At 31.8% G+C, this 26,215-nt stretch carries 23 protein-coding genes; 11 read left to right on the top strand and 12 right to left on the bottom strand.

Annotated features, from left to right (window positions below):
- Window positions 1–34: 34 nt before the first annotated feature.
- Window positions 35–1,210, bottom strand: a complete 1,176-nt coding sequence (locus tag HMPREF3131_RS10245; protein ID WP_019835348.1) for an aminotransferase class I/II-fold pyridoxal phosphate-dependent enzyme — start codon at window positions 1,208–1,210, stop codon at window positions 35–37.
- Between the two features lie 268 nt (window positions 1,211–1,478).
- On the opposite strand from HMPREF3131_RS10245, the gene HMPREF3131_RS10240 reads away from it, so the two are divergent.
- The gene (locus tag HMPREF3131_RS10240; protein ID WP_002448073.1) at window positions 1,479–1,898 is read left to right on the top strand and encodes a MarR family transcriptional regulator; all 420 of its coding nucleotides are present in this window, start codon (window positions 1,479–1,481) and stop codon (window positions 1,896–1,898) included.
- Window positions 1,899–2,074: 176 nt separating this feature from the next.
- Here HMPREF3131_RS10240 and HMPREF3131_RS10235 read toward each other — a convergent pair whose 3' ends face one another.
- From HMPREF3131_RS10235 to HMPREF3131_RS10220, 4 genes are all read right to left on the bottom strand, one after another.
- The gene (locus HMPREF3131_RS10235; RefSeq protein WP_070436769.1) at window positions 2,075–6,115 is read right to left on the bottom strand and encodes a glucosaminidase domain-containing protein; all 4,041 of its coding nucleotides are present in this window, start codon (window positions 6,113–6,115) and stop codon (window positions 2,075–2,077) included.
- A 150-nt stretch (window positions 6,116–6,265) separates the two neighbouring features.
- Window positions 6,266–6,685 carry a GNAT family N-acetyltransferase gene (locus HMPREF3131_RS10230; RefSeq protein ID WP_017175782.1) on the bottom strand — a complete coding sequence of 140 codons (420 nt, stop codon included), beginning with the start codon at window positions 6,683–6,685 and terminating at the stop codon, window positions 6,266–6,268.
- A gap of 117 nt (window positions 6,686–6,802) precedes the next feature.
- Window positions 6,803–7,273, bottom strand: coding sequence for a DUF2538 family protein (locus HMPREF3131_RS10225; protein ID WP_002448219.1), 471 nt, complete (start codon window positions 7,271–7,273; stop codon window positions 6,803–6,805).
- A 19-nt stretch (window positions 7,274–7,292) separates the two neighbouring features.
- Window positions 7,293–8,531 carry an LCP family protein gene (locus tag HMPREF3131_RS10220; protein ID WP_049420030.1) on the bottom strand — a complete coding sequence of 413 codons (1,239 nt, stop codon included), beginning with the start codon at window positions 8,529–8,531 and terminating at the stop codon, window positions 7,293–7,295.
- Window positions 8,532–8,893: 362 nt separating this feature from the next.
- On the opposite strand from HMPREF3131_RS10220, the gene HMPREF3131_RS10215 reads away from it, so the two are divergent.
- The gene (locus HMPREF3131_RS10215; protein ID WP_048762313.1) at window positions 8,894–10,063 is read left to right on the top strand and encodes a serine hydrolase domain-containing protein; all 1,170 of its coding nucleotides are present in this window, start codon (window positions 8,894–8,896) and stop codon (window positions 10,061–10,063) included.
- Window positions 10,064–10,110: 47 nt separating this feature from the next.
- On the opposite strand, the gene rihC is transcribed toward HMPREF3131_RS10215, so the two are convergent.
- The 6 genes from rihC to HMPREF3131_RS10185 all read right to left on the bottom strand — a co-directional run bounded on the left by rihC (window position 10,111) and on the right by HMPREF3131_RS10185 (window position 15,743).
- Window positions 10,111–11,013: a ribonucleoside hydrolase RihC gene (gene rihC / locus HMPREF3131_RS10210; protein WP_017175779.1), complete on the bottom strand. Its 903-nt coding sequence runs from the start codon at window positions 11,011–11,013 to the stop codon at window positions 10,111–10,113.
- Window positions 11,014–11,145: 132 nt separating this feature from the next.
- The gene (gene qoxD / locus HMPREF3131_RS10205) at window positions 11,146–11,436 is read right to left on the bottom strand and encodes a cytochrome aa3 quinol oxidase subunit IV (protein ID WP_002448242.1); all 291 of its coding nucleotides are present in this window, start codon (window positions 11,434–11,436) and stop codon (window positions 11,146–11,148) included.
- Window positions 11,433–12,038, bottom strand: coding sequence for a cytochrome aa3 quinol oxidase subunit III (gene qoxC / locus HMPREF3131_RS10200; RefSeq protein WP_017175778.1), 606 nt, complete (start codon window positions 12,036–12,038; stop codon window positions 11,433–11,435). The genes qoxD and qoxC overlap by 4 nt, the downstream gene beginning before the upstream one ends.
- Window positions 12,028–14,016, bottom strand: coding sequence for a cytochrome aa3 quinol oxidase subunit I (gene qoxB / locus HMPREF3131_RS10195; protein WP_017175777.1), 1,989 nt, complete (start codon window positions 14,014–14,016; stop codon window positions 12,028–12,030). The genes qoxC and qoxB overlap by 11 nt, the downstream gene beginning before the upstream one ends.
- Window positions 14,016–15,128, bottom strand: a complete 1,113-nt coding sequence (qoxA, locus tag HMPREF3131_RS10190) for a cytochrome aa3 quinol oxidase subunit II (RefSeq protein WP_048762314.1) — start codon at window positions 15,126–15,128, stop codon at window positions 14,016–14,018. The genes qoxB and qoxA overlap by 1 nt, the downstream gene beginning before the upstream one ends.
- A gap of 297 nt (window positions 15,129–15,425) precedes the next feature.
- Window positions 15,426–15,743 (bottom strand): DUF5011 domain-containing protein, encoded by a 318-nt coding sequence (locus tag HMPREF3131_RS10185; RefSeq protein WP_017175775.1) that lies wholly within the window; start codon window positions 15,741–15,743, stop codon window positions 15,426–15,428.
- A 268-nt stretch (window positions 15,744–16,011) separates the two neighbouring features.
- On the opposite strand from HMPREF3131_RS10185, the gene HMPREF3131_RS10180 reads away from it, so the two are divergent.
- Window positions 16,012–17,157 (top strand): globin domain-containing protein, encoded by a 1,146-nt coding sequence (locus HMPREF3131_RS10180; RefSeq protein WP_017175774.1) that lies wholly within the window; start codon window positions 16,012–16,014, stop codon window positions 17,155–17,157.
- A gap of 88 nt (window positions 17,158–17,245) precedes the next feature.
- Here HMPREF3131_RS10180 and folD read toward each other — a convergent pair whose 3' ends face one another.
- The gene (folD, locus tag HMPREF3131_RS10175; protein ID WP_017175773.1) at window positions 17,246–18,103 is read right to left on the bottom strand and encodes a bifunctional methylenetetrahydrofolate dehydrogenase/methenyltetrahydrofolate cyclohydrolase FolD; all 858 of its coding nucleotides are present in this window, start codon (window positions 18,101–18,103) and stop codon (window positions 17,246–17,248) included.
- A 210-nt stretch (window positions 18,104–18,313) separates the two neighbouring features.
- Here folD and purE point away from each other — a divergent pair, with 210 nt between their 5' ends.
- Genes purE through purM form a run of 8 tightly spaced genes read left to right on the top strand, consistent with a single transcriptional unit; the run spans window position 18,314 to window position 26,214 of the window.
- The gene (purE, locus tag HMPREF3131_RS10170) at window positions 18,314–18,796 is read left to right on the top strand and encodes a 5-(carboxyamino)imidazole ribonucleotide mutase (RefSeq protein WP_002448044.1); all 483 of its coding nucleotides are present in this window, start codon (window positions 18,314–18,316) and stop codon (window positions 18,794–18,796) included.
- Window positions 18,783–19,907 carry a 5-(carboxyamino)imidazole ribonucleotide synthase gene (gene purK, locus HMPREF3131_RS10165; protein WP_017175772.1) on the top strand — a complete coding sequence of 375 codons (1,125 nt, stop codon included), beginning with the start codon at window positions 18,783–18,785 and terminating at the stop codon, window positions 19,905–19,907. Before purE ends, purK begins: the two co-directional genes overlap by 14 nt.
- 3 nt (window positions 19,908–19,910) lie before the next feature.
- Window positions 19,911–20,615, top strand: coding sequence for a phosphoribosylaminoimidazolesuccinocarboxamide synthase (gene purC, locus HMPREF3131_RS10160; RefSeq protein ID WP_017175771.1), 705 nt, complete (start codon window positions 19,911–19,913; stop codon window positions 20,613–20,615).
- On the top strand, window positions 20,615–20,875 hold the full coding sequence (gene purS / locus HMPREF3131_RS10155) for a phosphoribosylformylglycinamidine synthase subunit PurS (protein ID WP_002448160.1): 261 nt from the start codon (window positions 20,615–20,617) through the stop codon (window positions 20,873–20,875). The genes purC and purS overlap by 1 nt, the downstream gene beginning before the upstream one ends.
- A gap of 1 nt (window position 20,876) precedes the next feature.
- Entirely contained in the window at window positions 20,877–21,548 is a 672-nt protein-coding gene (gene purQ, locus HMPREF3131_RS10150) for a phosphoribosylformylglycinamidine synthase subunit PurQ (RefSeq protein WP_017175770.1), read from the top strand.
- Complete coding sequence (gene purL / locus HMPREF3131_RS10145) at window positions 21,541–23,730, top strand: phosphoribosylformylglycinamidine synthase subunit PurL (protein ID WP_017175769.1); 2,190 nt, start codon at window positions 21,541–21,543, stop codon at window positions 23,728–23,730. The genes purQ and purL overlap by 8 nt, the downstream gene beginning before the upstream one ends.
- A complete protein-coding gene (gene purF, locus HMPREF3131_RS10140; RefSeq protein ID WP_017175768.1) occupies window positions 23,709–25,193 on the top strand; it encodes an amidophosphoribosyltransferase in 1,485 nt (494 codons plus the stop codon). Before purL ends, purF begins: the two co-directional genes overlap by 22 nt.
- The gene (gene purM, locus HMPREF3131_RS10135; protein WP_017175767.1) at window positions 25,186–26,214 is read left to right on the top strand and encodes a phosphoribosylformylglycinamidine cyclo-ligase; all 1,029 of its coding nucleotides are present in this window, start codon (window positions 25,186–25,188) and stop codon (window positions 26,212–26,214) included. Before purF ends, purM begins: the two co-directional genes overlap by 8 nt.
- Window position 26,215: the final 1 nt, after the last annotated feature.

Raw genomic sequence — 26,215 nt, 5'->3', positions numbered from 1 at the left:
ACGCAAAATTGACTTAGTCAATCTTGCGTTTTTTTTAATTATCTAACACGTTAGGATAGTGTTCTTTTAAATATAATTCTAAACGACGCATACCTTCTTTTAAGACGTTCATTTCATAAGCATAAGAAATACGAATATAGCCTTTTCCTATATCTGTGAAAGAAGAGCCTGGCACCATCGCAACATGTGCCTCTTCCAGTACATTGACACAAAAGTCAAAATCATTATTAGTGAATCGTTTAATACTTGGGAAAATATAAAATGCACCTTCAGGTTGAGCTTCAAGTTCGAATCCTAGAGATAACAATTTAGCTTTTAAATAATCACGGCGTTCAATATAAGCTTCGTTCATATATTTTGGTGCTTCTAAGCCCTCATTTAATGCAGTGATACAAGCAATTTGAGCAGGAACATTAGCACAAATACAGTTATATGCATGCATGAAAGTTAATTTTTCAATTAAATATTCAGGACCGATTAAAAAACCGATACGGATGCCTGTAGCTGAATGTGATTTACTTAAGCCGCCAATGAGTAATAGTTGGTCACGTATCTCTTCATATTCTGCGAAAGAAGTATGTGTTCCTGTAAACGTATTTTCAGCGTATATTTCATCACTGATAATAAATATTTCTTTAGTTTTTAAATAATGTACAAGGGCTTCAACTTCTGAGCGCTCTAATATAACACCAGTTGGATTAGTAGGGTAATTTAATAAAATTGCTTTAGTTTGATTAGTAAAGTAAGTTTCAATTAGCTCAGGTGTTACCTTAAAGTCAGAATGTGTGGTATCAATATAAATAGGTTTACCACCTAAAGTTTCAACTAATGGAATATATCCGGCATAAATAGGACCAGGGATTAAAATTTCATCTCCAGGTTCGATTATACTTCTTAGCGATGTATCTAACGCTTCACTTGCACCGTTTGTAACAATAATTTCTTCTTCGCTATAAAAAAATCCATATCTACGTTTAAAATATTGACTAATCGCTTGACGCGTTTCAGTAAGACCTTTGTTATGTGAATAACTTGTTTTATCTTCACTTATTGCATTAATATATGCTTGCTTAACCACATCAGGCATTGGAAAATCAGGTTGGCCAATAGTTAAATTAACACAGTCGTCAATATTTTTTATTCGACTTGAAAACTGTCGGATACTTGGCGCTCTTAAAAACTTAGAATTTGAATTTAAAGTTAATTTCATATTTACACCTCTAAATATAATCATTCAAAGTATTATGACCTCATTACTTTGAAATAGAATATAATTATCATATCATATTTTTATTTATAATATTTAATTAATAAAATCTCATTTTCTCTCAATTTAAATAGAAAAATTAGAAATCGTGTATAATGAATAGATAATATCATATTATTAAAATGAATTTAGTCAATTTATTGAATAGTATTGTCTAATTATAAAATTAACTTTATAATATAAACAATTACTAGAGTGGAGTAGAACAGCTATGTATAATCAACTAGAAAAACTTATTACCCTAACAAACAATGATCTTAATTTAGTAAATAGACGCTTTGGCCAACGGACTGATATAACAAATGACCAACTGGAATTATTAAGAATTCTTTATAACTATGATCGATTATCACAATATGATTTAACAATGAAGATTAGTAGAGAGCAGTCCATTGTATCTCGTTGGATAAAGAAATTAGTTCATAAAGGTTATATTACAAGTCAACAGTCACACGAAGATTTACGTTGTAAGGATTTATGTTTAACAACTGAAGCTAGAGATTTAATTAAACAAATCAATATAGCAAGATGTGAATTAATCGAAGCGAGATGTCAATGTTTAACAGAAGAGGAAATCAATAATTTGAATCATCTTTTAAATAAACTTAATAGTCGTCATCTTTATATCTAACATAGCACCCATCTTATTGTTCTTTATAACATAGTACAATAAGATGGGTGTTTGTATGAAATATAAAATTTAGAGCAAAAAAGAATCTGAGACAGAAATAAGTGTCTCAGATTCTTTTACGTATGGGTAGGCGATAACTGAAGGGCAACTGAATTCAGTCTCACTCCCAAGTAGTATTATTGATTAAATACTGGTATTTCAAAATATTTACCAACTGAATTAATTTGATCGTATAAGTATTTTAAACCTTCAGCATTCACATTTGCCCAATTAATATCAGTAGCATATTGATGTGTACCAGGTTGATCAGGATTCCAACGCATTTTATAAAGTGTATTTTGACCAGATTTAATATAATCTTGAGCAATAAATTTAGCTCCATCAATAATAGCTTTAGAAATACTATTCCAGCCAGATCGTTTTGCGTAATTAATTCCATTTACAAGTGGTGCATAATCATAAGCACCAATACCATATACATTATAGTATTTAATAGGGGAATTAGAAACGACTTGATTATTAACCAAATTTGCACCTTTAGCAAGTTTAGATTGGCCATTACCCGTTTCAAGTAGGGCATGAGCAATTAAGTAAATTTCATTAACACCTGTCAATTTTGCAGCATTAGCAAATGCTTGACCTTGGTTTTCTAACATTCCCTTACCTTTAAGTAGTCGATTTAAACGATCTACAGATAATGATTGTGGACGATCTAAACGTAAAAATTGATATTTTAAAGTTGGATGTTTAGCAAGTGTTTTCGCGTTCATCGCATTTTTAATTTCACTATACGTTGCATTTGACCAACCGCTATTATTACGTTGAACTTGTGGTGGTGCACCGTAAACATTTTGTTGAATTTTAGTGACATCATCAAGTGTTCTATAGTTTTTAGATAGTTTAACTAATTGTTGTTGTAAATCGCTTTTCTTAATCCATACTGATTTACCATTACTTAATTTACCATAATACCAAGTGATACCATTTACTACTTTTCGTTTTGTAACTTGAAAAATTTGTTCATTAAATGGCTTGAGTGAGTACCCTTTAGCTGAAGTAGGGTCGTCATAGTAAAAACTATTACCATTAGTTATAACTAAATCATCGTTATAGTCTTCTACTGTATCGAAAGATGAAGCGTTAGTTAAATCATTTAGTGCAATCCAACCTGTTTGATTATTAACTGTACCGTATAAATACGTTTTACCATCAACAATTGTCGATTTAGAAGCTGTGAAAGTTTGATTAGCAATGTTGTTTTTATCTAATCGTTGTTGATTAGTGCCCCAAGCAATCGTATACAAGCCCTTATTATTTTGATTGACAGTATAAGTACCTTTCACTTTTTGTTCTTTATCTAAATTTTTAATATTTAAGTCTTTAACATTATACCAACCTAATGGGGTATTTCCAGAAGTACTAGATAATAAAACATATGTATTATCATCTAATTTTTTTTCTTTAGTTACAACATATGTTTTGTTAGCATATTGCTTTGCATGCTTACCACTTGCATCGTAAATACTTGAACGTATACCATCATTTGTTGAATTTACTTGAGCAATTTTTGAAACAGTTTGAACACTACTTGTTTTTTGACTCGTTTTTACAGTTTGAACATCGTCTGATAAAATCCAGCCCCAAACATTATTGATAACACCGTGAAGATACGTATTTGAGCCTACTTTTAAAGCGTCTATAGATTTTAGAACATCTCCCTTTGAAGGAACAGTTGCTTTAATTTGAGACGAACTGCCCCAAGGTGTTTCATATATATTACTATTTCCTTTGATATTGTAATTTTTAATACCATCATTTATAGGTGTTGTAGTTTGAATATTAATTTCTGATGAAGGAATCCAACCGTGTGATTGATTACCATTAAAGTCAGAAATCAAATAAAAGTTTTTATTATTTAATGTCGCTTTTTTAGTTACACGATAAGTATTACCGTTAATAGAAGGATTTATTTTTCCTGATGAGTCATATACTGTTGTGTAAGCACCACTATTTTTTTTAGCTACTTGTCCTAAAGTGTTATTTAATTGAGAAACATTAAGTACATTAGTTGTATCCGCTTTGTTTTGAATATCATTTAAATAATATTTACTTACCCAACCAGTTAAACCATTTACTGAACCATATACATAAGTTGATTTACCTACTTGTTGTGATGCACTCGCTTTAAATGGAGATTGATTTGATTTAGATACTGTTCCAGCAATTTGATTATAATTACCCCATGGAACCGTGTATAGTGTCGTTCCAGGTTTAATAGTATACGATTTATTTACTTTTGTTTTAGAAGTAGTAGTATTATAAATCGTTTCACTTTGTTTAACCCATCCATATAATTTTCCACTATTATAATCGGATACTAGGTAATATTTATCTTTACCAAGCTGTGCAGATTTTGTAACTGCTAAAGTATTATGAACTTGATTCGTTGTTTTTCCCTTAGAATCATATACAGTAGTATAAAGACCGCTATTATCTGATTTAATTTGAGCTAAGCCATTATTAGATGTTACTGTTAATTTTTTATTATTTACACTTGGTTTAGTAGTAGGAGTTGAATTATTTGTAGATGTTGTACCCCATGGTGCAACTTTACCCATTTTAATTAAATATTTTTCGTTAATTAAATCATATAATTCATCATAACTATAATTATGATTACTCAAGTAGGCATGTGGATCAGCGTGATCTGTACCTCCAAGATAACGACTAATAGCATAATGAGTCCATACTGTTCCATTAGCATCATATTCAGCACTATTTGGTTTTAATCCATAATATTGTAATTGTGTAGCAGCGTAATCTGCATAGTTATTCATTGAACGTGCAAATGAAGCATAATCATGTGTATGGACAATTTCAACATTAATAAAACGATTATTTCCATATGGTCCAGCTCCCCAAGATAAATAATCAGTAGGGGCAGTTTCAATAATACGATTTCCATCTACAAATGCATGTACAAACGCATTTGTATAATTATTTCTCATATAATTAATTTCGCCTTCAATCGTTGAATTGTCATTTGCAGTATCATGAACGACGATGCCTTCAGGTTTTCCTACTCCATTTCGATACCCATATTTAGGGAAGTAAGATGTATAATGTTCTTCAATCGAAGGAGCTTTCAAATTATTTGAGCGAATATAATTATTAATTGAAGATTTAACTTGTGGTACATATTTTGGTAGTGAAGAAGTAGTTGAATATGTACTTACTGTAGCTGGACCACCTTTTCCACCGATACTTTTATACACTGATGATGTAGAGTCAGAGACAGATGCATCATTTGATTGAGTTGAAGTTGTAGTTTTATTATTAACATTAGTATTATTTAAAGCTGCACTGTATGCACGTACTTTTAAAGTATTATGCATTGGTGAAGTTTGAGTATTATTATTTTGAAGAGTAGTATCTTCATTGTTAACTGTAGTGTTGTCTGATTTATTTGATAAATTGTTAGACGTACTGTCACTTTCAGTAGTAGAAGTAGAAGATGTTGATACTTTATTATTGTCATTATTTGTCGTTGTCGTATCATCATCTACTTTTTGTTGCTTATTATTAACGAAAGTAGTGCTTGATTGAGTTTTTGATATGCTATTGTTTTGACTATCTACGTTATTTAATGTTGTTTTAGGCTCATCTGTATTTAACTTTTGTGTATTTGAAACTTGAGCACTTTCATTATGAGTTGGTTGTGTTTCAGTAGTTACATGATTTGAATTTATTTTATTATTAGACTCTGCTGAGGTAACTAATTTAGTTGAATCAGTTGAAGTAGTAGAGGTAGTAGTTACTTCATTATTATTATGTTTTGTATTATCAGATTGATAATTTGATATTGTATCATTGTTTTTAAGTGTATCATTAGTATTAGAACGCGTTGAGTTATTTTGAGATGACGCTGATTGATTTAAGTGATCTAATTTTGCATCATATGTGTATGTATTATTAGTAGTATTTGATTTTACTAATGTAGGGTCTTGGTAAGTTTGCACCCCAGAAATATTTTGAGCTGCATTACTGACTTGATGTTTAGCTACATTGGCATTTTCAATATTTTGTTGATCATCGATTACATTATTAGCAGCCTCTTGTTTGTTTTCAGAGGCTTCAGCATGATGTGTAGTAAATGCTGCACCAAATAAAGTAAGGGCGATCATTGATGGGAATTTAAAGCTAAATTTTTTCGACATAATAGTTGCTCCTTTTTTAATTTACTTTTTTATTATAACGTCAAGAAAAGTAAGAGTAATTATTTTTAACTAATTTGTAAACTAAATTTAATTTTGTTTTTAAAAATATCTACCTGGTGTAAATGGAATTCAAGTATCGAAAAATGTAATTTAAATTATTTTATACATTTTAATATGAACAATATTTTCTTCTTGAAAAGGAAGACCAATACTAACATAACCTAGTTTTTCATAGAACGGTTTAGCTTGTAGTTGTGCGTTTAAAATAAGTTTATGATGATGTTTTCGTTTTGCAATACTTTCAATCGTGTTCATTAATGTTTTACCGAATCCTTTATTGCGATAAGGTTTTAAAATTGCTACACGTTCTACTTTTATACCATCTTCATATGGACGAAATCGTGCACAAGCAAATGGATGATTATCGTGATATCCAATAATATGAGTAGAAGTATTTTCAAATGCATCTAATTCGTTTTCTAATGGAACCCCTTGCTCTTCTACAAAAACTGACTTTCTAATTTCAAAACAGTCAGAAAGCATAGATTGATTAATTACTTCTCTAAACATGTGACATTTACCTACTCTCTTAAATTAAATAAACTCAATCATTGTATAGAATCATTTTATATTATTTAAATATAGAAAAAAAACTCCTTTTACTAAAAAGTAAAAAGGAGTAATAAATTATAATGCTTCTTGGCGAACAATTGCGCAATATTGCCAAAAGATCCTTAATTGTGCGATGTTCCAGTTATTCATACCCATAGTGAAACCTGAAGGTCTAAAAAGATTAACGTCTGTCACCTCTAAAGCAGCTGCAATTAAATATTGCAAAGGAATACTAATGCTTTGCATTGTTTCTGTAATTCCATTTTCATCATATACCCAAGAAAAGGGTAAATCAGATTCAAATACATCTACTTTATTAAAAATTTCAGGTAAAGCAACAATGTAACAAGCTCCATTTACAATTGGATTCACTGAATTTTCACCATAGTATACTAATAATGCCTCATAGTTTTCACGATGTTCATGATTAACATAAAAGAATTCACTTCTAAATAAAGCCATGTCTTGACTATGAATAATTTGTTGTTCTAATACGTTAAACATACCGTTAATATTAGCAATTTTTTCATATGTTTTGCGTGACATTCTACGTGCTCCTCTCAAATTAATATAATTGATTTATTTCATTTTGATTGTTGAAGTCGTTTGAGTTGTCTGGATTGTTGCTATTGACTTGATTACTCGTTTGATCTTGCTGAACCATAGTACTATCAGATGGATTTTGTTCTGATTGTGATTGCGTAGAAGGGTTAGTATCATTACTTTGAATAGAGTTTTCATCTGTTGTGGTATCATTTTGATTATTTTCTAACAGAAACGAATCAATAGGTGTTAACGGTACTAGATTGCCATAATATTTAATGACTCTTTCATCTAATAAATCATTCTTATCTGTTATTTTAGATAGTCCTAAATCAGAACGCAATAAATTTGAATATTTTAATATGCTCTTAATGCTAGGGTGATAATAGTAGATACCATTTAAATAATCATTGTCACCTTTAAGTTGAGACTTTTTAAAGTCTATATTATCAGATAAATAAATTGAAGCTATCGATTTAATTTCTTCTGTTGTTAGGTTATGTTTAGCATTTTTACCTACTATTTGAACGAGTTCATCTAGTCTGTCATATGAATCTAAATTTTTTGCTTTCTGAAATAAAATTTTGATTAAATCCATTTGTCTCTCGCCACGTTTTAAATCTGAATCGTGATGACGCGTGCGTGCTACAGCCAAAGCTTCATCACCATTTAATTTGTGATACCCTTTTTTAACTTTGATTCTTCCAGTATCATCTGTGTTAGGTTCATCTAAATCATAAGGTACATCGTAATAAATACCACCTAATTTATCTACCGCTTGAACAAAGGCATCCATATTAATTCGAACATAATAGTCGACAGGGACATTAAGTGTGGCTTCAACAGTATCCATAGTAGCAATAGGACCTCCATAGGCATGTGCGTGTGTGATTTTATCGTAATAACCTACTTTAGGAATATAACTGATTGTATCACGAGGAATACTTAATAAACGGATTTGTTGTTTATTTGGACTAAGTGTTGCTAAAATCATTGAATCAGTTCTTGAATGTTCAGTCGTTTGACCATTTTTACGTCTACCTTCATTATCGTCTATCCCAAGAAATAATATTGATATAGCGTTTTTAGAAGGATTTATTTTGCTATTTCTTAAAGTAGAATGACGTTTTGCATCAGATTTATTATATGAAGATTGCAAAGCATTCTCAGAATGATGATATAAATTGACAATAAAAATGACAGGAACAACAATAAGTAATAATGTTAATAGCATCATAAAATATTTTAAAAAACGATTCATAATTATGTGCTCCTATACGTATTTATTAAAAAAATAAGTTAATAATTTAATCATACCATTTTAATATAAAAGAATAATAATTATTACTCCCATAGCCATAAATTGTATTACTAATTAGCTAAAATTACAACTTAATTTTAATATAAAAAGATAATGTTTAAAAACTTTTATTTACAATGAAGCAGGCTTGAAAATTTACTTTATCGGTCTAAAGAATGATGTAATAAAAAATAGTCGGAGTAAGATATATTAAAGATGATATTTTAGGGGGAATAATATATAATATAATTTATTGAAAGAATAAAAAATTAATAAAATAGTGTAGAGTTAATAGTTTTTATTAAATTGTAATGAGGCAGCAAATGAAAAAAAGAATAGAAATAATAACATTAATCATAATTTTAATCATCTTAGTAACATTATTCGTTATATTCTTAATGAAAGTATATAAAACAAATCATAAAGATACAGAATATAACAAAATTAATGATAATAAAACGTATTTACAAAAAAGAGATTATCATGTATCGAAATTGCCACATTTAAAGATAATTGAAGTCGAAGAACCACATATCAAAAATATTGATGAATATTTAAAAGCAATTCATTTTAATGGGGCAGTTACAGTTCTTGAAAATGGTAAATTAAAGTTGAATAAAGGATACGGTTATCAAAATTTTCATCATAAAACTAAAAACTCACCAAATACAATGTATTTAATTGGTTCCGCACAGAAATTTACAACTGGATTAATTCTAAAAAAATTAGAAAATGAAAATAAAGTGAATATAAATGATTCTGTCACTAAATATTTACCTTGGTTTGAAACGACAAAAAAGATAACTTTAAAAGATCTAATGTTACATAGAAGTGGGCTATATAAATTTGAAGCTTCTCCTAAAACTAAAAGTCTTGATGGTGCAGTACATGCAATACAAGCAAGGGGAATTGATGAAAAATTTTATCATAAACATTTATATAATGATGCTAATTACTTAGTGCTTGCTCAAGTAATAGAAGTAGTCACACATAAACCCTATGCTGCGAATTATTATGATGATTTAGCACAACCATTTAGTTTACAACATAGTGCTTTCTTTAATGAAAAACCATATAAAAAATATATGGCTACAGGATATAAAATGATTGACGGTAAATTAACTGCTATGAAACCAAATATATTAGCTCAATATTATGGAGCAGGTAATTTATATATGACAACATATGATATGGCTCATTTAGTAAATAATTTAAAAAATAATAATATTTTTAGTGAATCAGTGTCAACACCACTGACTCAGCAATTAGGAACAACAGCATATCCTGAATCTTATCGTTACGGATTTTATGTTACACCGCAATATAACAGAATTAATGGTGTATTCTATGGACAAATATTTACCGTCTATTTCAATCAACATTATGTCATCGTACTTGCTTCAAATATAGGTGATAATTCTAAAGTAACAAATGAAAATCGCATCTCATATATTTATCATAAAATACTAAATCAACAATCTTATTATCAATAAGAGTAAAATTAAATATTAAAAGGTCGGAACATTAATTGTTTCGACCTTTAATTTTTTAAAGTATTTAAAAATATTGTTTTATAATGTTCATTTATACTTGATACGACTACAGAACAATTAGGATAGGAAGATTCAAAATCAACTACAGTAGCACCACGAGTCAGTGACCCTTGTAATTCAATTTGCACATCTGCTTCTTTAATTTCATAACTCTTAGGATCAAGTAAATAAAGAATCGTAAATGCATCATATAGTTTTATTCCTTCTTTAAAATCTTCACCGCGATAGTGTTGGAAAATATGATACAACATTTGTGTTGTGTTGTTTTTATCTTTAAGAGTGTCTAAATAAGAATGAGTAAATAATGATTGACGCGCTAAATCTAAGCCAATCATCGTTAAAGGTAAACCAGCATTAAAAACGATATGAGCTGCTTCAGGATCACAATAAATATTAAATTCAGCTAGGGGAGTAACATTACCTCTTCCAGTACTACCACCCATCATAATAATTTCTTTAACATGGTTTTTGCATTCAGGATACGTATTAAAAAGTAGAGCTATATTTGTTAAAGGGCCTAAAGTTACAAGAGTAATAGGTTCATTAGAATGACTTAATATCTCATTCATAGCTTCTACAGCATGAGAAGACGCTAAATCTGAAGTAGAAATTGTAGGGAATTGATAGCCATCCATACCACTTTCTCCATGAATATGACTAGCATCTTGTATTTCACTTATTAATGGTTGAGAAGCTCCTCTATGAATAGGGACCTCACTGTTGAAAAAGGCTTTTAATTTTAAAGCATTCGCTGTGGTTTTCTCAACACCTACATTTCCATTTACAGTAGAAATCATTTTGACATCAAATTTTGTATGAGATAATGCAAGAGCGATTGCTGCTGCATCATCTATACCTGGATCAGTATCAATAATAATAGGTAATGACATGAATACACCTCCAAAGATTTTTACTTTTTCTTATATCTATCATACACAAAGAAGTAATTAATATAAACAAAACAAAAAGCCTGTACAAGTTAAAAAACTCGTACAGGCTTTTTAAGAAAGGTAGAAATTGAATTATAAGTGACTAGAATGTCCACCTTGCATAACCCAATAAGTACCAATAACTGTGATTAAAGTAATAATAATCGCAAAGATAACTTTGGCAGATTGTAAACGTCCATCTTTACCTTCAGTTAAGTGCATGAACATTAATAATTGTAATGCAGCTTGGATGAAAGCAAAACCAAAGATAATTGTTGTTTTAGCATGGAATGTCATGTTTGTGTATAGAGTTACAAAAACTGCTAATAACGTTAAAACGATTGAAGCAATAAAGCCAACTGTATGTTTTACGATTGTGTTCATCCGCTATACACCATCCCTATCATATATACGGCAGTAAAGATGAAGATCCATACAACATCTAAGAAGTGCCAGTATAAACTTACTATAAATAATTTTGGAGCATTAAATTTATTTAATCCACGTGTTGCTACTTGGATTAATAAACAAATAATCCAACCGATACCTAATGAAACATGGGCACCATGTGTACCTAATAGGATGAAGAAACTTGACCAGTAAGAGCCTACTTTAGGTGTTACACCTTCAGAAGCATAATGTGCAAATTCATAAATTTCGAATCCGACAAATACTAAGCCAAGGATTACTGTTAAAATCATCCAAAACATCATTTTACCTTTTTCTTCTTTACGTAAGTAGTAAATTGAAATACCACAAGTATAAGAACTGATTAATAAGGCAAATGTCATGATTAGGACAAGTGGTAATTCAAACAATTCAGTTGTCAATTTACCACCGTAACCGCCCCCATGTTGCAACGTTAATAACGCTGCAAATAGGGTACCGAATAATGCAAATTCGGCTGTAAGGAAAATCCAGAAGCCAAGTTTATTCAATTGACCTTCATGCGTACGTGAATCAATAGTGTTTGTATCATGACTCATGACCTACAGCCTCCCTTTCTTTAATACGTGCTTCTCTTAAACGTGCTTCGTTTTCAGCAACTTCAGAAGCTGGAATATGATAACCGTGATCTTGTACGAAACTTTGATAAATCATAGTTCCGAAGATACCAGCTACACAAATTAGGAATGGAATGATAGATTCGAAGATTAAGAAGAAACCACCAACTAACATGAATATACCCATAAATACACCAGTATGTGTGTTGTTAGGCATATGAATGTCTTTGTAGTTATGATTGTCTAAGAAATGACGACCATGTTCTTTCATATCAACAAATGTATCATAGTCATTCCAATCTGGAGTGATTGCGAAGTTGTATTTAGGTGGAATAGCAGAAGCTGTTGACCACTCTAAAGTACGACCTAAACCATCCCAGTTATCTCCAGTTGCTTCACGTGGAGATTTAATGTGGCTGTAGATAATGCTTGCTACTAAGAATAGGAAGCCGACTGCCATCATTAATGCACCGATAGTTGAGATGAAGTTTAATAACCACCAACCATCAGATGGCATATATGTGTATAAACGACGTGGCATACCGTCTAAACCAAGAATGAATTGTGGTAAGAAACATACGTTAAATCCAATCATGAATAACCAGAATGCCCATTTATTTAATTTTTCATTTAATTTGTAACCCATCATTTTAGGATACCAGAAGATTAAACCAGCTAGACAGGCAAATACTACACCAGTAACCAATGTATAGTGGAAGTGAGCTACTAAGAAATAAGTGTTGTGATATTGATAGTCAGCTGATGCCATTGCTAACATTACACCAGTAACCCCACCTAATAAGAAGTTAGGGATAAAGGCTAATGAGAATAACATTGGTGACTCAAAAGTAATACGTCCTTTATATAATGTTAATAACCAGTTAAATAATTTAACTCCGGTAGGTACACCGATTAACATTGTTGAGATTGAGAAGAATGAGTTAATTAAAGCACCATTACCCATTGTGAAGAAATGGTGAACCCAAACTAAGAAACTTAAGAACGCGATACCAGCAGTTGCCCACACCATACTTTGGTGACCGAATAAACGTTTACGAGCAAATGTTGGAATAATTTCTGAATAAATACCAAATGCAGGCAAGATAACGATATAAACTTCAGGGTGCCCCCATACCCAGAAGAAGTTTGCCCATAACATTGGCATACCGCCATCTGCTACTGTAAAGAAATGAGTTCCGAATACTCTATCAGCTGTCATTAAAGCAAGAACAACTGTGAATACTGGGAATGCTAAAATTACGATTAATGTCGTAATAAAAGTAGTTACAGTAAACATAGGCATTTGCATAAACTTCATAGTAGGTGTTTTACATCTAAGTATTGTTACAAAGAAGTTAATACCTGTCATTAAAGTACCGATACCTGAAATTTGAATTGCTACTAAGTAGTAGTTAACTCCTGGACCAGGACTAAATTCTCCTGCTAGTGGAGCATAGTTTGTCCAACCAGCTGCTGGTGATCCACCTACGATAAATGATAGGTTAAATAAAATCATACCAACAAAGAATAACCAGAAGCTGATGTTGTTCATTACAGGGAATGCCACATCACGAGCCCCAATTTGTAAAGGAACAACAACGTTCCATAAACCGAAAACGAATGGCATAGCCATAAAGATAATCATGATAACGCCGTGCGTACTAAAAATTTCGTTATAGTGATTTGATTCCAAGAAAGTATTATCCGGAATAGTTAATTGAGTACGAAGTAATAACGCATCAATACCACCACGAACGAACATTAATACTGCACAAATTAAGTACATTAAACCGATTTTTTTATGGTCTACGGATGTGAACCATTCTTTGTATAGATATTTCCATAATTTGAAATAAGTAATTACTGCGATTAAACCGATAACTAAGAATGGAGCACCAATTTGTGCCATAGTAATCATCCAGTTACCTTTAACGAGTAATTCATCCCATGGAAAATTCATTAATGTTCACCTCCATGATCATTATCTGCTTTAGACGCATTCTCGTCTTTAGCTCCTTTATTGATTTTTTCCATTTCCTTAGCGTTGTGAGTTTCTTCATCTTTGAACTCACTATCGTAAGGGTCATCGTTGCCTAAAATCATTGGCTTCATACCATGACGAGGATAGTTGACATTTGTAACTGTTACCTTACGAGCTGGTTTTTGAGGTTTATCTGTTACATCTTTGTAAAGATCTTTTTCAGCAACGAAGTTAGGATCTTTTTGAGTATAGTTGTAACGTTTATATGCATAGAAGATATACTCTGGATCAGCTGCAGGATCGACAAATGCCATGTGAGTACCACTAAATGTTAATTCTTTATTTGGAGTACTTGGTAAGATTTGTTTATCAAACTCATCTTGGCTAATAGTTTTCTTACTTTTAGCATCTTTAACCCAAGCATCGAAATCTTTTTGGTCTACAGAGTGAACTTTAAATGTTTGGCGAGAGAAACCTTCACCATTGAAGTTAGAGTTACGTCCTCTGAATGTACCAGCTTGATCGGCTGTTAAAGTCCAATTCATTGTCATGCCAGTCATGGCATATTTTTGACCACCTAATTGAGGAATCCAGAAACTAGTCATTGTATCCATAGATTGTAATTTAAATACCACTGGACGGTTTTTAGGAATAGTTAATGTATTCACTGTTTCAACCTTTTGTTCTGGATAAGCAAAGAACCATTTATATCCGGCACTAACTGCATAGACAACTAATGGATCTTCCTTACTTTCAGGTGGTTTCTCGTAATCGTATAATGTTTTAACTGTTGGAATAGCTAAAGCAATTACGATTAAGATTGGTACCACAAACCAAATTGTTTCAATTAAAGAATTGTGGTGCATCTTACCAGATTCGTCATTTTTATTGTAACTATACTTGAAAATAAAAACAGCGAACATAGTAAGTACAACAGCAACAATAACAAGCATGAAGATGATTGAGTAAATAATCAAGAACTTCTGACTACTTGCTACTGGCCCTTTTGCATTAAACACTTCTATGTTTGAACAACCACTAAGTAAAATTAGTGTGCCAAACATAAGAAGCAACGACTTAAATTTTGACACTTTTTTGACCTCCTAATACTACAAATGTAGGGCTTACCATTAATTTTAGTTTATTACGCGATATTTACAAGACCTTATTAGAAAAAAATTACAATAATAAATAGGAAAAAACTAGTAACAATAGGAATGACGGGGAATGTAAGGTTTGTTAAAATTATGTGTCTATTCTGTGAAAAATGTCAAAAATAGAAAATTGTTCGTTACATTTGAGAAACATTATCAATTCTAGCGTTTACAATAAAAATTAAATAAAAAAGACGAGATATTCATCTCGTCTTTTTCAGAAAATTGACACATTTATTTAACTTTTATGTAACGTGTTGATGATTCTTCGGCTCCCTCTGAGTCGATGACATTATATCTTACTTTATAAGTACCTACTTTTGACGTATCTACGTGACCATCAACTGTAATTTTATGTGTTAAATCACCATCTTCTTTATCATAGGCACTAATTCCATTTAATACATTATAATCTTGACCTTTTTCAATAACAATATCGTTTACTCCTTTAAGCTGTGGAGTATGATTTGAAGTAGCTTCTGCACTTAAATTTGGAGTCACAAGAGTAGCGGAGACACCGAGAGCTGAAAGAGATTGTATGAGTTTATTCATTACGTTAACCTCCGAATGTAATAAGTCATTTGAATAATTTAACTATACTTTAATTTCTGATTTTTAACATCATACTATAGTCTTAATATAGCTTATTCAAGATTAAATTTAAATGAACTTAAGATAAATAAATATTAAATTTATGTAAAATGAAAGTTCTGTGAATTTAAAAAAATCTATATTACATTATAATAAGTATTGTACTAAAATATATTTGTAGTAAATAAATATATTTTACACATATAATTTTAAGTAGGAGTGGATTTGAATGTTAACAGAACAAGAAAAAGGAATTGTAAAAGAAACTGTTCCAGTATTACAAGAAAGAGGAACAGAGATCACTTCTTATTTTTACAATAGAATGTTTCAACAACATCCAGAGTTAAAAAATATGTTTAACCAAACTAACCAACAAAAAGGATTCCAATCTACTGCTTTAGCTCAAAGTGTATTAGCAGCTGCAGTTAATATTGAGCATTTAGAAAATATTTTGCCAGTTGTTAAAGAAATTGCATATAAACATTGTGCGTTGCAAGTACCACCAGCTGGATATGATATCGTAGGAGAAAACTTAATTGAAGCAATTAAAGCTGTTTTAGGATTAGAAGATAGTCATCCTATTATTCAAACTTGGAAAAAAGCATATCAAGAAATTGCTGATGTATTTATTCAAGTTGAAAAAGATATTTATAGTAAAATGTTATGGGAAGGTTTCCAACCATTTAAAATAGAAAAAATTGACCAACTTTCATCTGATATTAAATCCTTTACTGTAGTATCAGATAAATATGATTTAAGTCAATTTACACCAGGAGAATATATTACAGTTGATGTAAGTAGTGAAAAAATGCCTTATCGTGCAAAACGTCACTATTCAATTGTTAGTGGCGATAACAATCATTTAACTTTTGCTGTCAAACGTGATGTATCTACAGACCATGAAGGTGAAGTTTCAACTATTTTACATGATGAATTAAAAGAAGGAAATGATATTAACTTATCAGCTCCAGTAGGTCCATTTGGTGTGGTTAACCAAAATCAACCACAAGTATTTATTGGTGCGGGTATTGGTGTCACACCACTTGTTTCAATGTTTGATAAAGTAGCTGAAAATGGAAGTCATGCACAGTTTATTCAAGTAACTGGAGACGTTAACGATACACCATTCACTTCTCATTTAAAAGATATTTCAAAACGCTACGACAACGCGAAATATGAATTATATGATAGACAAGCTAAAGGTTATTTAACTAAAGAAACTCTTGAAAATTATGTGAATAATGATAGTGAAGTATATGTTTGTGGAAGTGCTAAATTTATTCAATCAGTGATTGAAGTATTAAAAGAAATAGGCGTAAGCCAAGAACATATTCATTATGAAACATTTGTTCCAAAATTAAGTGTTTCAGTATAAATGTAATATATTATTAAAAAAAGAGAGAGGCATAATTAATTTGAAATTATGTCTCTCTCTTTTTTAATAATAAACGTTTGAATTTAAATTATTCAATGCCTCTACGCATTTTTTCAGCTAATAATGTATTATTTAAAACCATCGTAATAGTTAAAGGACCTACACCGCCTGGTACTGGAGTAATAGCACCTGCAATTTCTTTTACTTCTTCAAATTCAACGTCACCTTTTAGTTTGCCATTTTCATCAGGAGTATTACCTACATCCACAATCACTGCGCCTTCTTTTACATCGTCTTTAGTAACTAATCCAGGTTTACCTACTGCACTGACGATAACATCTGCATGTTTTAAATGGCTATGCATATCTTTAGTACGTGAATGTAAGATTGTTACTGTCGCATTTGCTTGTAATAATAACTTAGACACGGGTTGACCTACAATGTGACTTCGGCCAATTACGACAGCATTTTTACCTTCTAAATCGATATCTGCATGTTTTAAAATTTCCATAATTCCTAATGGTGTACAAGGAACAAACGTTTGTTCATCAATGTATAATTTACCAATGTTTGATGGGTGAAAACCATCAACGTCTTTTTCTGGATTAATTGCTTCTAAAATTTTTTGTTCGCTAACCTGTTTAGGAAGAGGTACTTGGACTAAAATACCACTTACCGAATCATCATTATTTAAACGATCTAGTTCTTTTAATACGTCTTCTTCAGAAGTATCTTCAGATAAATGAACAATTTCAGATATCATCCCTATTTTTTCAGCAGCTTTCTTTTTAGAATTAACATAGCTTTGACTTGCACCATCATTCCCAACTAAAATAACGGATAATTTTGGTGTATATCCCTTTTCTTTTAAAGTTTCAACTTGGTCTTGCAACCCTTGTCTATAATCTTTTGCAATATGTTTCCCATCTAAAATTTTTGCAACCACAAAAAACTCCTCCTTGTTTATTAAACATCTGTCTATAGATTAACTTTAAAGGTATAAAAACGTCAAATTTTAGCTAAAAAGCGTAAATTAAGTTAAGAAACATAGATAAAGTTCGATTTTTGATTGAAATTAAATCTTATACTTGGTATGCTATACGTGTAATATACAACTAATAAGATTTATATTTTAAACTTTGAAAGGGTGTACAAAGTGAAAGTAGCAGTCATTATGGGTAGTTCCTCAGACTGGAAGATTATGCAAGAAAGTTGTGCAATGTTAGAACAATTTGAAATACCATATGAAAAGAAAGTAGTGTCAGCACATCGTACGCCAAAGTTAATGTTTGATTTTGCAAGTGAAGCACGTACAAACGGTTATGACGTTATTATTGCTGGCGCTGGTGGTGCAGCACATTTACCTGGGATGGTTGCTTCAATGACAACGTTACCTGTTATCGGTGTACCTATTGAATCTAAAAGTTTAAAAGGACTAGATTCACTATTGTCTATTGTTCAAATGCCTGGTGGAATTCCTGTTGCTACAACGGCAATCGGTAAATCTGGGGCTAAAAATGCTGGTATTTTAGCAGCGAGAATTTTAAGTATTGGAAATGATTCAGTTCGTAAACATCTTGAACAATATGAACAATCTTTAGTAGATAAGGTAGGCGAAATGCAAGATGAACTTCAATAGATTAAAGTTCGGAGCAACAATTGGTATTATTGGTGGAGGACAATTAGGTAAGATGATGGCACAATCTGCCCAAAAAATGGGCTTTAATGTAGCGTGTTTAGATCCTAATCCAGATAGTCCATGTAAATCAGTAGCAGATGTTTTTATCACGGCAGAGTATGATGATGAAGAAGCCTTAAACAAATTGGGTCAACAATCAGATGTGATTACTTATGAATTTGAAAATATATCTGCTCAACAACTTAAGCAACTAACTCAACAATTTAACATTCCTCAAAGTTATCAAGCAATTGAATTATTACAAGATCGTTTAACTGAAAAACAAACATTAGAATCTGCAGGTACGAAAATTGTTCCTTATGTATCTTTAAAAGATGAAAAAGATTTGAATCAAGCAATTGAAACATTAAGTTATCCATTTATCGTAAAAACACGTTTTGGTGGATATGATGGTAAAGGACAAATTTTAGTGAAAAATGATTCCAATGTTGAAGAAGCTAAAGTACTTGTTTCAAAACATGAATGTGTGGCAGAAAAATTTTTAGATCTCGATCGAGAAGTATCTTTAACTGTAACGATTGGTAATCAAAAACAAATTGCTTATTTCCCACTACAAGAAAACGAGCATCGTAATCAAATACTATTTAAAACTATTATTCCAGCTAGATGCGATAAAGAGCAAGAAGCGAGAAAAGAAGTAGATAAAATAATCGAAAAAGTTCACTTTGTTGGTACTTTTACCGTGGAATTCTTTATTGATAAATCAAATCACTTATATGTAAATGAAATTGCACCGAGACCACATAACTCTGGACATTATACGATTGAAGCATGTGATTATTCTCAATTTGATACACATATCTTAGCAGTAACTGGTCAAGATTTACCTCAAGAGATTGAAATTTTAAAACCAGCTGTGATGATGAATTTACTAGGACGCGATTTAGACTTATTAGAAGATAAATTTGGAGATCATCCTGAATGGCATGTCCACATCTATGGAAAAACAGAACGAAAATCGGATAGAAAAATGGGGCATATGACCATTCTTACAAATAATGTTAATGAAACTGAAAATGAAATGTTGAAACAATTTAAAGGGAGAGAATAATCAATGTCATTACTTTATGAAGGTAAAGCAAAAAGAGTATTTTCAACTGAAACAGTACATCAGTTGAGAGTTGAATACAAAGATGAAGTCACAGCAGGTAACGGCGCCAAAAAGGATAAGATGCAAGGGAAAGGACGTTTAAATAATCGAATTACTTCAATTATTTTCGAATATTTAAATAAACATGGCCTTGAAAGCCATTTTATTAAACAGCTTTCTGAAACTGAGCAATTAGTTAAAGAAGTAAAGATTATACCACTAGAAGTAGTTGTAAGAAATATTGCAACAGGTTCTATTACGAAACGTTTAGGTTTTGAAAAAGGCCATGTATTTGATGAACCACTTGTAGAATTCTTTTATAAAAATGACGATTTAAATGATCCATTGATTACTGATGATCATGTCAAATTACTTCATATTGCTAATGATGAGGAAATTAAGGCATTAAAAGATATGGCTAAAAATATTAATAAAGTATTAATTCAATTAATGAATGAAATGGATTTAAGATTAGTAGATTTTAAAGTTGAATTTGGAAAAACAGAAAATGGTGATATTTTATTAGCGGATGAAATTTCACCAGATACTTGTCGTATTTGGGATAAATATTCAGATACGAATTTCGATAAAGATGTATATAGAAATGATACTGGTTCTTTAATAGATACGTATCAAACATTTTTGGATAAATTGGAGGAACTAAAATAATGAAAACAATTGAACTTCACATTACATTACAACCACAGGTATTGGATACACAAGGTCAAGCATTAAATCGTGCTGTGCATGACTTAGGTTATAAACAAGTTAATGACATTAGAGTAGGTAAAGTATTATATATGACTGTTGATGAAGCTACAGATGAAGCAGTAAATAATATTATTACGACATTAAGCGAAAAGTTATTTGCTAATACGGTTATTGAAGAATATAGTTATAAAATTGTTGATGAAAAGGAGAATGCATAATATGAAATTTGCAGTTCTCGTTTTTCCAGGATCTAACTGTGATAGAGATATGTATAATGCGGCTATTAAAACAGGTGCAGAAGCTGAATATGTAGATTATCGTGAAACATCTTTAAAAGGTTTTGACGGGGTATTAATTCCAGGTGGTTTTTCATTTGGTGACTATTTACGTTCAGGGGCTATGGCAAGTGTCGCTCCAATTATTAGCGAAGTGAAACGTTTTGCCAGTGAAGGTAAGCCCGTTTTAGGTGTATGTAATGGATTCCAGATTTTAACTGAGATAGGACTATTACCCGGCGCCTTATTACATAATGATTCACATCTATTTATTAGCAGAAATGAAAAACTGAAAATTGTTAATAATCAAACTCCTTTTACTAATTTATATGGAGAAAATGAAATTGTTGTTTATCCTGTAGCACATGGAGAAGGACATTATTATTGTACAGATGATATGTACAATGAATTAGTTGAAAATAATCAAATTATTTTAACATATGAAGATAACCCGAATGGGTCTCATGAACATATTGCAGGTATTGTAAATAAAGCAGGCAATGTATGTGGAATGATGCCTCATCCTGAAAGAGCACTTGAAACACTTCTTGGTACAGACAGTGGTGTTAAATTATTCGAAGCAATGGTAAATAGTTGGAGGGAACAAAATGTCTAAGTTTATCGAACCTAGTATTGAAGAAATTAAACTTGAAAAACTATATCAAGACATGGGTTTAAGTGATGAAGAATATAATAAGGTACGTGAGATTTTAGGAAGAGAGCCTAACTTTACAGAAGTAGGTATTTTCTCAGTCATGTGGAGTGAACATTGCTCTTATAAACATTCTAAACCTTTCTTAAAGCAATTCCCGACAACTGGCGAGCATGTCCTTATGGGACCAGGTGAAGGTGCTGGAGTTGTAGATATTGGTGATAATCAAGCGGTAGTTTTCAAAGTAGAATCTCACAATCATCCTTCAGCAATCGAACCTTATCAAGGTGCAGCTACTGGTGTAGGAGGTATCATCAGAGATATCGTATCGATTGGAGCAAGACCCATTAACCTACTAAATAGTTTGCGATTCGGTGAATTATCAGTAAAACAAAATCAACGTTTATTAAAAGGCGTTGTCCGTGGTATTGGTGGTTACGGTAATTGTATTGGTATACCAACTACAGCAGGAGAAATCGAATTCGATGAACGTTACGATGGAAATCCGCTTGTCAATGCAATGTGTGTAGGTGTTATCGATCACGATATGGTACAAAAAGGTACTGCTAAAGGTGAAGGAAATTCAGTCATTTATGTAGGCCTTAAAACTGGACGTGATGGTATTCATGGTGCCACATTTGCATCTGAAGAATTAACTGAAGAAAGTGAAAGTAAACGACCTTCAGTACAAATTGGTGACCCATTTGTAGGTAAAAAATTAATGGAAGCCACACTTGAAGCAATCACATTTGATGAACTTGTAGGTATCCAAGATATGGGAGCAGCAGGTCTTACCTCTTCTTCATCAGAAATGGCTGCTAAAGGCGGTAGTGGATTAGTACTGTATCTAGATCAAGTCCCAACACGTGAACCAGGAATCTCACCATATGAAATGATGTTATCTGAAACACAAGAAAGAATGTTACTTGTTGTTGAAAAAGGAACAGAACAAAAGTTCTTGGACTTATTTGATAAACATGAACTTGATAGTGCAGTAATTGGTGAAGTAACGGATACTGACCGCTTCGTTCTTAAATACGAAGATGAAGTGTATGCAGATATTCCTGTTGATGCACTAGCTGATGAAGCACCTGTCTATATTTTAGAAGGTGAAGAAAAAGAATATAATACCTCAAAAAATGATTATAGTGAGATCAATGTACAAGATGTATTTAAGAAATTATTAAAGCATCCAACAATTGCTTCGAAACATTATTTATATGAACAATACGATCAACAAGTAGGTGCTAATACCATTATTAAACCTGGACTACAATCATCTGTAGTAAGAGTTGAAGGAACAAATAAAGCCATTGCTTCAACCATTGATGGTGAAGCTCGATATGTATTTAATCAACCTTACGAAGGTGGGAAAATGGTTGTGGCAGAAGCTTATAGAAATTTAATTGCTGTAGGCGCAACACCATTAGCTATGACAGACTGTTTAAATTATGGTTCTCCAGAAAAGAAAGAAATTTACCAACAATTGATTGATTCTACAAAAGGAATGGCAGAAGCTTGTGAAGTATTAAAAACACCGGTAGTATCAGGAAACGTTTCTTTATATAACGAAACTAGAGGAACTTCTATTTTCCCTACACCAGTAGTAGGAATGGTAGGACTCATTGAAGATATTCAATATTTAAATGATTTCCATCCAGAAACAGGGCATACATTATATCTTGTAGGAGAAACAAGAAATGATTTTGGTGGAAGTCAAATTGAAAAACTTTTATATAGTAAAGTCAATCATGAGTATGAAGAAATTGATTTAGGTGATGAAGTGGCAAAAGGCGAAGCAATAAAAACATCTATTAGAAATGGAATTGCTTCTCATGTACAAACTGTAGGTAAAGGCGGTTTACTTATTACGCTTGCTAAAATAAGTGCTTATTATAATTTAGGATTAGAAGCAAAAGTAGAACTCTCTGATGCACAATTATTTAGTGAAACACAAGGACGTTATGTCGTTGCAGTCAAAGAAGGACAAACACTAGATGTAGATGGAGCTATTAAAATTGGTGAATTAACAGATGTTGATGAATTTAAAGTATCTAATACTACATCTACAATTACAGAAAAAGTCTCAGATATTAAAGCAATTTGGGAAGGAGCTATTTCAGAATGTTTAACTACAGTGGATTAAACGAAGAATGCGGTGTCTTTGGCATTTGGAATCATTCAGAAGCAGCTCAGTTAACTTATATGGGATTGCATAGTTTACAACATAGAGGGCAAGAAGGTGCAGGGATTGTAGTTTCTGATGAAGATACTCTAAAGGGTGAACGTGGTTTAGGTTTACTTACTGAAGCCATTAAAGAACCACAACTTAATAAACTAAAAGATGGCAATCATGCTATTGGACATGTTCGTTATGCGACATCAGGAAATAAAGGTATCGAAAATATCCAACCATTTTTATATCATTTCTACGATATGAGTGTCGCAATTTGTCATAATGGTAATTTAATTAATGCACAAACTTTAAGACAGTACCTTGAAAAACATGGTGCCATTTTCCACTCATCTTCTGATACTGAAGTGATTATGCATTTAATTCGTCGTAGTAAAGCTCCTACATTTGAAGAGGCGCTAAAAGAAAGTTTACGACAAATTAAAGGCGGATTTACTTTCGCAATATTGACTAAAGACGCTTTGTATGGTGCTGTTGATCCAAATGCGATTCGTCCTCTAGTAGTTGGTAAGATGCAAGATGGAACATACATTTTAGCTAGTGAAACATGTGCCATAGATGTGCTAGGAGCAGAATATGTTCAAGATATTCATGCTGGAGAGTATGTTGTCATTAATCACAATGGCATTGAAGTAAAATCATATACAAGTCACACTAACACAGCTATTTCAGCAATGGAATATATTTACTTTGCGCGTCCAGATTCAACAATTGCTGGAAAAAATGTGCATGCAGTTCGTAAAGTTTCTGGTAAAAAATTAGCTCAAGAAAGTCCGGCTCAAGCAGATATGGTTATCGGTGTTCCAAACTCATCATTATCTGCAGCTAGTGGCTATGCTGAAGAGATTCAATTACCTTATGAAATGGGGCTTGTGAAAAACCAATATGTCGCACGAACTTTTATTCAACCTACACAAGAATTACGTGAACAAGGAGTACGCGTTAAGCTATCGGCAGTGAAAGATATTGTAGAAGGTAAAGACATTATTTTAGTTGATGATTCTATTGTAAGAGGAACAACAAGTAAACGTATTGTCAAAATGCTTAAAGATGCTGGAGCAAATAAAATACATGTACGTATAGCTTCTCCAGAATTTATGTTCCCTAGTTTTTATGGAATTGATGTGTCTACTACTGCTGAATTGATTTCTGCTAGTAAATCTCCAGAAGAAATTTGTGAGTATATTGGTGCAGATTCTCTTGCATATTTAAGTGTTGAAGGTCTTATAGAATCAATTGGATTAGATTTTGATGCACCATATAGTGGATTATGTGTAGAAAGTTTTACAGGAGATTATCCAGCAGGTCTATTTGACTATGAAGAAAACTATTTAAATAATTTAAGTACACGTCAAAAAGAATATATTGATAATCATAAACATTATTTTGATAGAGAGGGAAATATACATGTCTAAAGCGTATGAACAATCAGGTGTTGATATTCATGCAGGTTATGAAGCGGTAGAAAGAATGTCTAGTCATGTTCAACGTACAATGCGTAAAGAAGTACTTGGTGGATTAGGTGGATTTGGTGCGACTTTTGATTTATCCCAGCTTAATATGAAAGCGCCAGTATTAGTCTCTGGTACAGATGGTGTAGGAACAAAATTAAAGCTTGCCATTGATAATAATAAGCATGACACGATTGGTATTGATGCAGTTGCCATGTGTGTAAATGATATTCTTACAACGGGCGCAGAACCGCTATATTTTTTAGATTATATAGCAACAAATAAAGTTGTTCCGGAAGTGATAGAGCAAATTGTAAAAGGTGTGAGTGATGGTTGTGAAGCTACTCATACTGCTCTTATTGGTGGAGAAACAGCCGAGATGGGTGAAATGTATCACGAAGGAGAATATGACTTAGCAGGTTTTGCTGTAGGGGCAGTCGAAAAAGATGAATATATTGATGGATCTGAAGTAGAAGAGGGACAAATTATCATTGGTTTAGCTTCTAATGGAATTCATTCTAATGGGTATAGTTTAGTAAGAAAGTTAATTCAAGAATCCGGAATTAATTTGAATGATTCATTTGATGGAAGTACTTATCTTGATACATTTTTAGCTCCGACTCAATTGTATGTGAAACCTATTTTAACTTTAAAAGAAAAAGTTAAAATCAAAGGCATGAATCATATTACTGGTGGCGGATTTTATGAAAATATACCTAGAGGCTTACCTAACGGGTTAGCAGCTAAAATTGATACACAATCCTTCCCAACACCAAAAGTATTTGAATGGTTACAACAACAAGCTGACATTGAAACGAGTGAAATGTATAACGTTTTTAATATGGGCATAGGCTATACTGTCATTGTAAATAAAGAAGATGTATCTAAAGCACTTGATATCTTAAAAGAACAAGATATTGCTGCATATCAAATAGGGGAAATTGTTAAAAGTAATGATGCACCGATTTATCTTGAGGGGGTATAGA

It is taken from the genome of Staphylococcus sp. HMSC14C01, from assembly GCF_001808085.1.
GTDB lineage: Bacteria > Bacillota > Bacilli > Staphylococcales > Staphylococcaceae > Staphylococcus > Staphylococcus hominis.
Note: the sequence above shows the minus strand (reverse complement) of the source record. Positions and strands in the feature narration are given on the sequence as shown.

Excerpts from the sequence above, each read along its gene's own strand:
- HMPREF3131_RS10245 (WP_019835348.1), bottom strand. The coding sequence starts at position 1,210 with ATGAAATTAACTTTAAATTCAAATTCTAAGTTTTTAAGAGCGCCAAGT.
- HMPREF3131_RS10240 (WP_002448073.1), top strand. The coding sequence starts at position 1,479 with ATGTATAATCAACTAGAAAAACTTATTACCCTAACAAACAATGATCTT.
- HMPREF3131_RS10235 (WP_070436769.1), bottom strand. The coding sequence starts at position 6,115 with ATGTCGAAAAAATTTAGCTTTAAATTCCCATCAATGATCGCCCTTACT.
- HMPREF3131_RS10230 (WP_017175782.1), bottom strand. The coding sequence starts at position 6,685 with ATGTTTAGAGAAGTAATTAATCAATCTATGCTTTCTGACTGTTTTGAA.
- HMPREF3131_RS10225 (WP_002448219.1), bottom strand. The coding sequence starts at position 7,273 with ATGTCACGCAAAACATATGAAAAAATTGCTAATATTAACGGTATGTTT.
- HMPREF3131_RS10220 (WP_049420030.1), bottom strand. The coding sequence starts at position 8,531 with ATGAATCGTTTTTTAAAATATTTTATGATGCTATTAACATTATTACTT.
- HMPREF3131_RS10215 (WP_048762313.1), top strand. The coding sequence starts at position 8,894 with ATGAAAAAAAGAATAGAAATAATAACATTAATCATAATTTTAATCATC.
- rihC (WP_017175779.1), bottom strand. The coding sequence starts at position 11,013 with ATGTCATTACCTATTATTATTGATACTGATCCAGGTATAGATGATGCA.
- qoxD (WP_002448242.1), bottom strand. The coding sequence starts at position 11,436 with ATGAACACAATCGTAAAACATACAGTTGGCTTTATTGCTTCAATCGTT.
- qoxC (WP_017175778.1), bottom strand. The coding sequence starts at position 12,038 with ATGAGTCATGATACAAACACTATTGATTCACGTACGCATGAAGGTCAA.
- qoxB (WP_017175777.1), bottom strand. The coding sequence starts at position 14,016 with ATGAATTTTCCATGGGATGAATTACTCGTTAAAGGTAACTGGATGATT.
- HMPREF3131_RS10185 (WP_017175775.1), bottom strand. The coding sequence starts at position 15,743 with ATGAATAAACTCATACAATCTCTTTCAGCTCTCGGTGTCTCCGCTACT.
- HMPREF3131_RS10180 (WP_017175774.1), top strand. The coding sequence starts at position 16,012 with ATGTTAACAGAACAAGAAAAAGGAATTGTAAAAGAAACTGTTCCAGTA.
- purK (WP_017175772.1), top strand. The coding sequence starts at position 18,783 with ATGAACTTCAATAGATTAAAGTTCGGAGCAACAATTGGTATTATTGGT.
- purC (WP_017175771.1), top strand. The coding sequence starts at position 19,911 with ATGTCATTACTTTATGAAGGTAAAGCAAAAAGAGTATTTTCAACTGAA.
- purS (WP_002448160.1), top strand. The coding sequence starts at position 20,615 with ATGAAAACAATTGAACTTCACATTACATTACAACCACAGGTATTGGAT.
- purQ (WP_017175770.1), top strand. The coding sequence starts at position 20,877 with ATGAAATTTGCAGTTCTCGTTTTTCCAGGATCTAACTGTGATAGAGAT.
- purL (WP_017175769.1), top strand. The coding sequence starts at position 21,541 with ATGTCTAAGTTTATCGAACCTAGTATTGAAGAAATTAAACTTGAAAAA.
- purF (WP_017175768.1), top strand. The coding sequence starts at position 23,709 with ATGTTTAACTACAGTGGATTAAACGAAGAATGCGGTGTCTTTGGCATT.
- purM (WP_017175767.1), top strand. The coding sequence starts at position 25,186 with ATGTCTAAAGCGTATGAACAATCAGGTGTTGATATTCATGCAGGTTAT.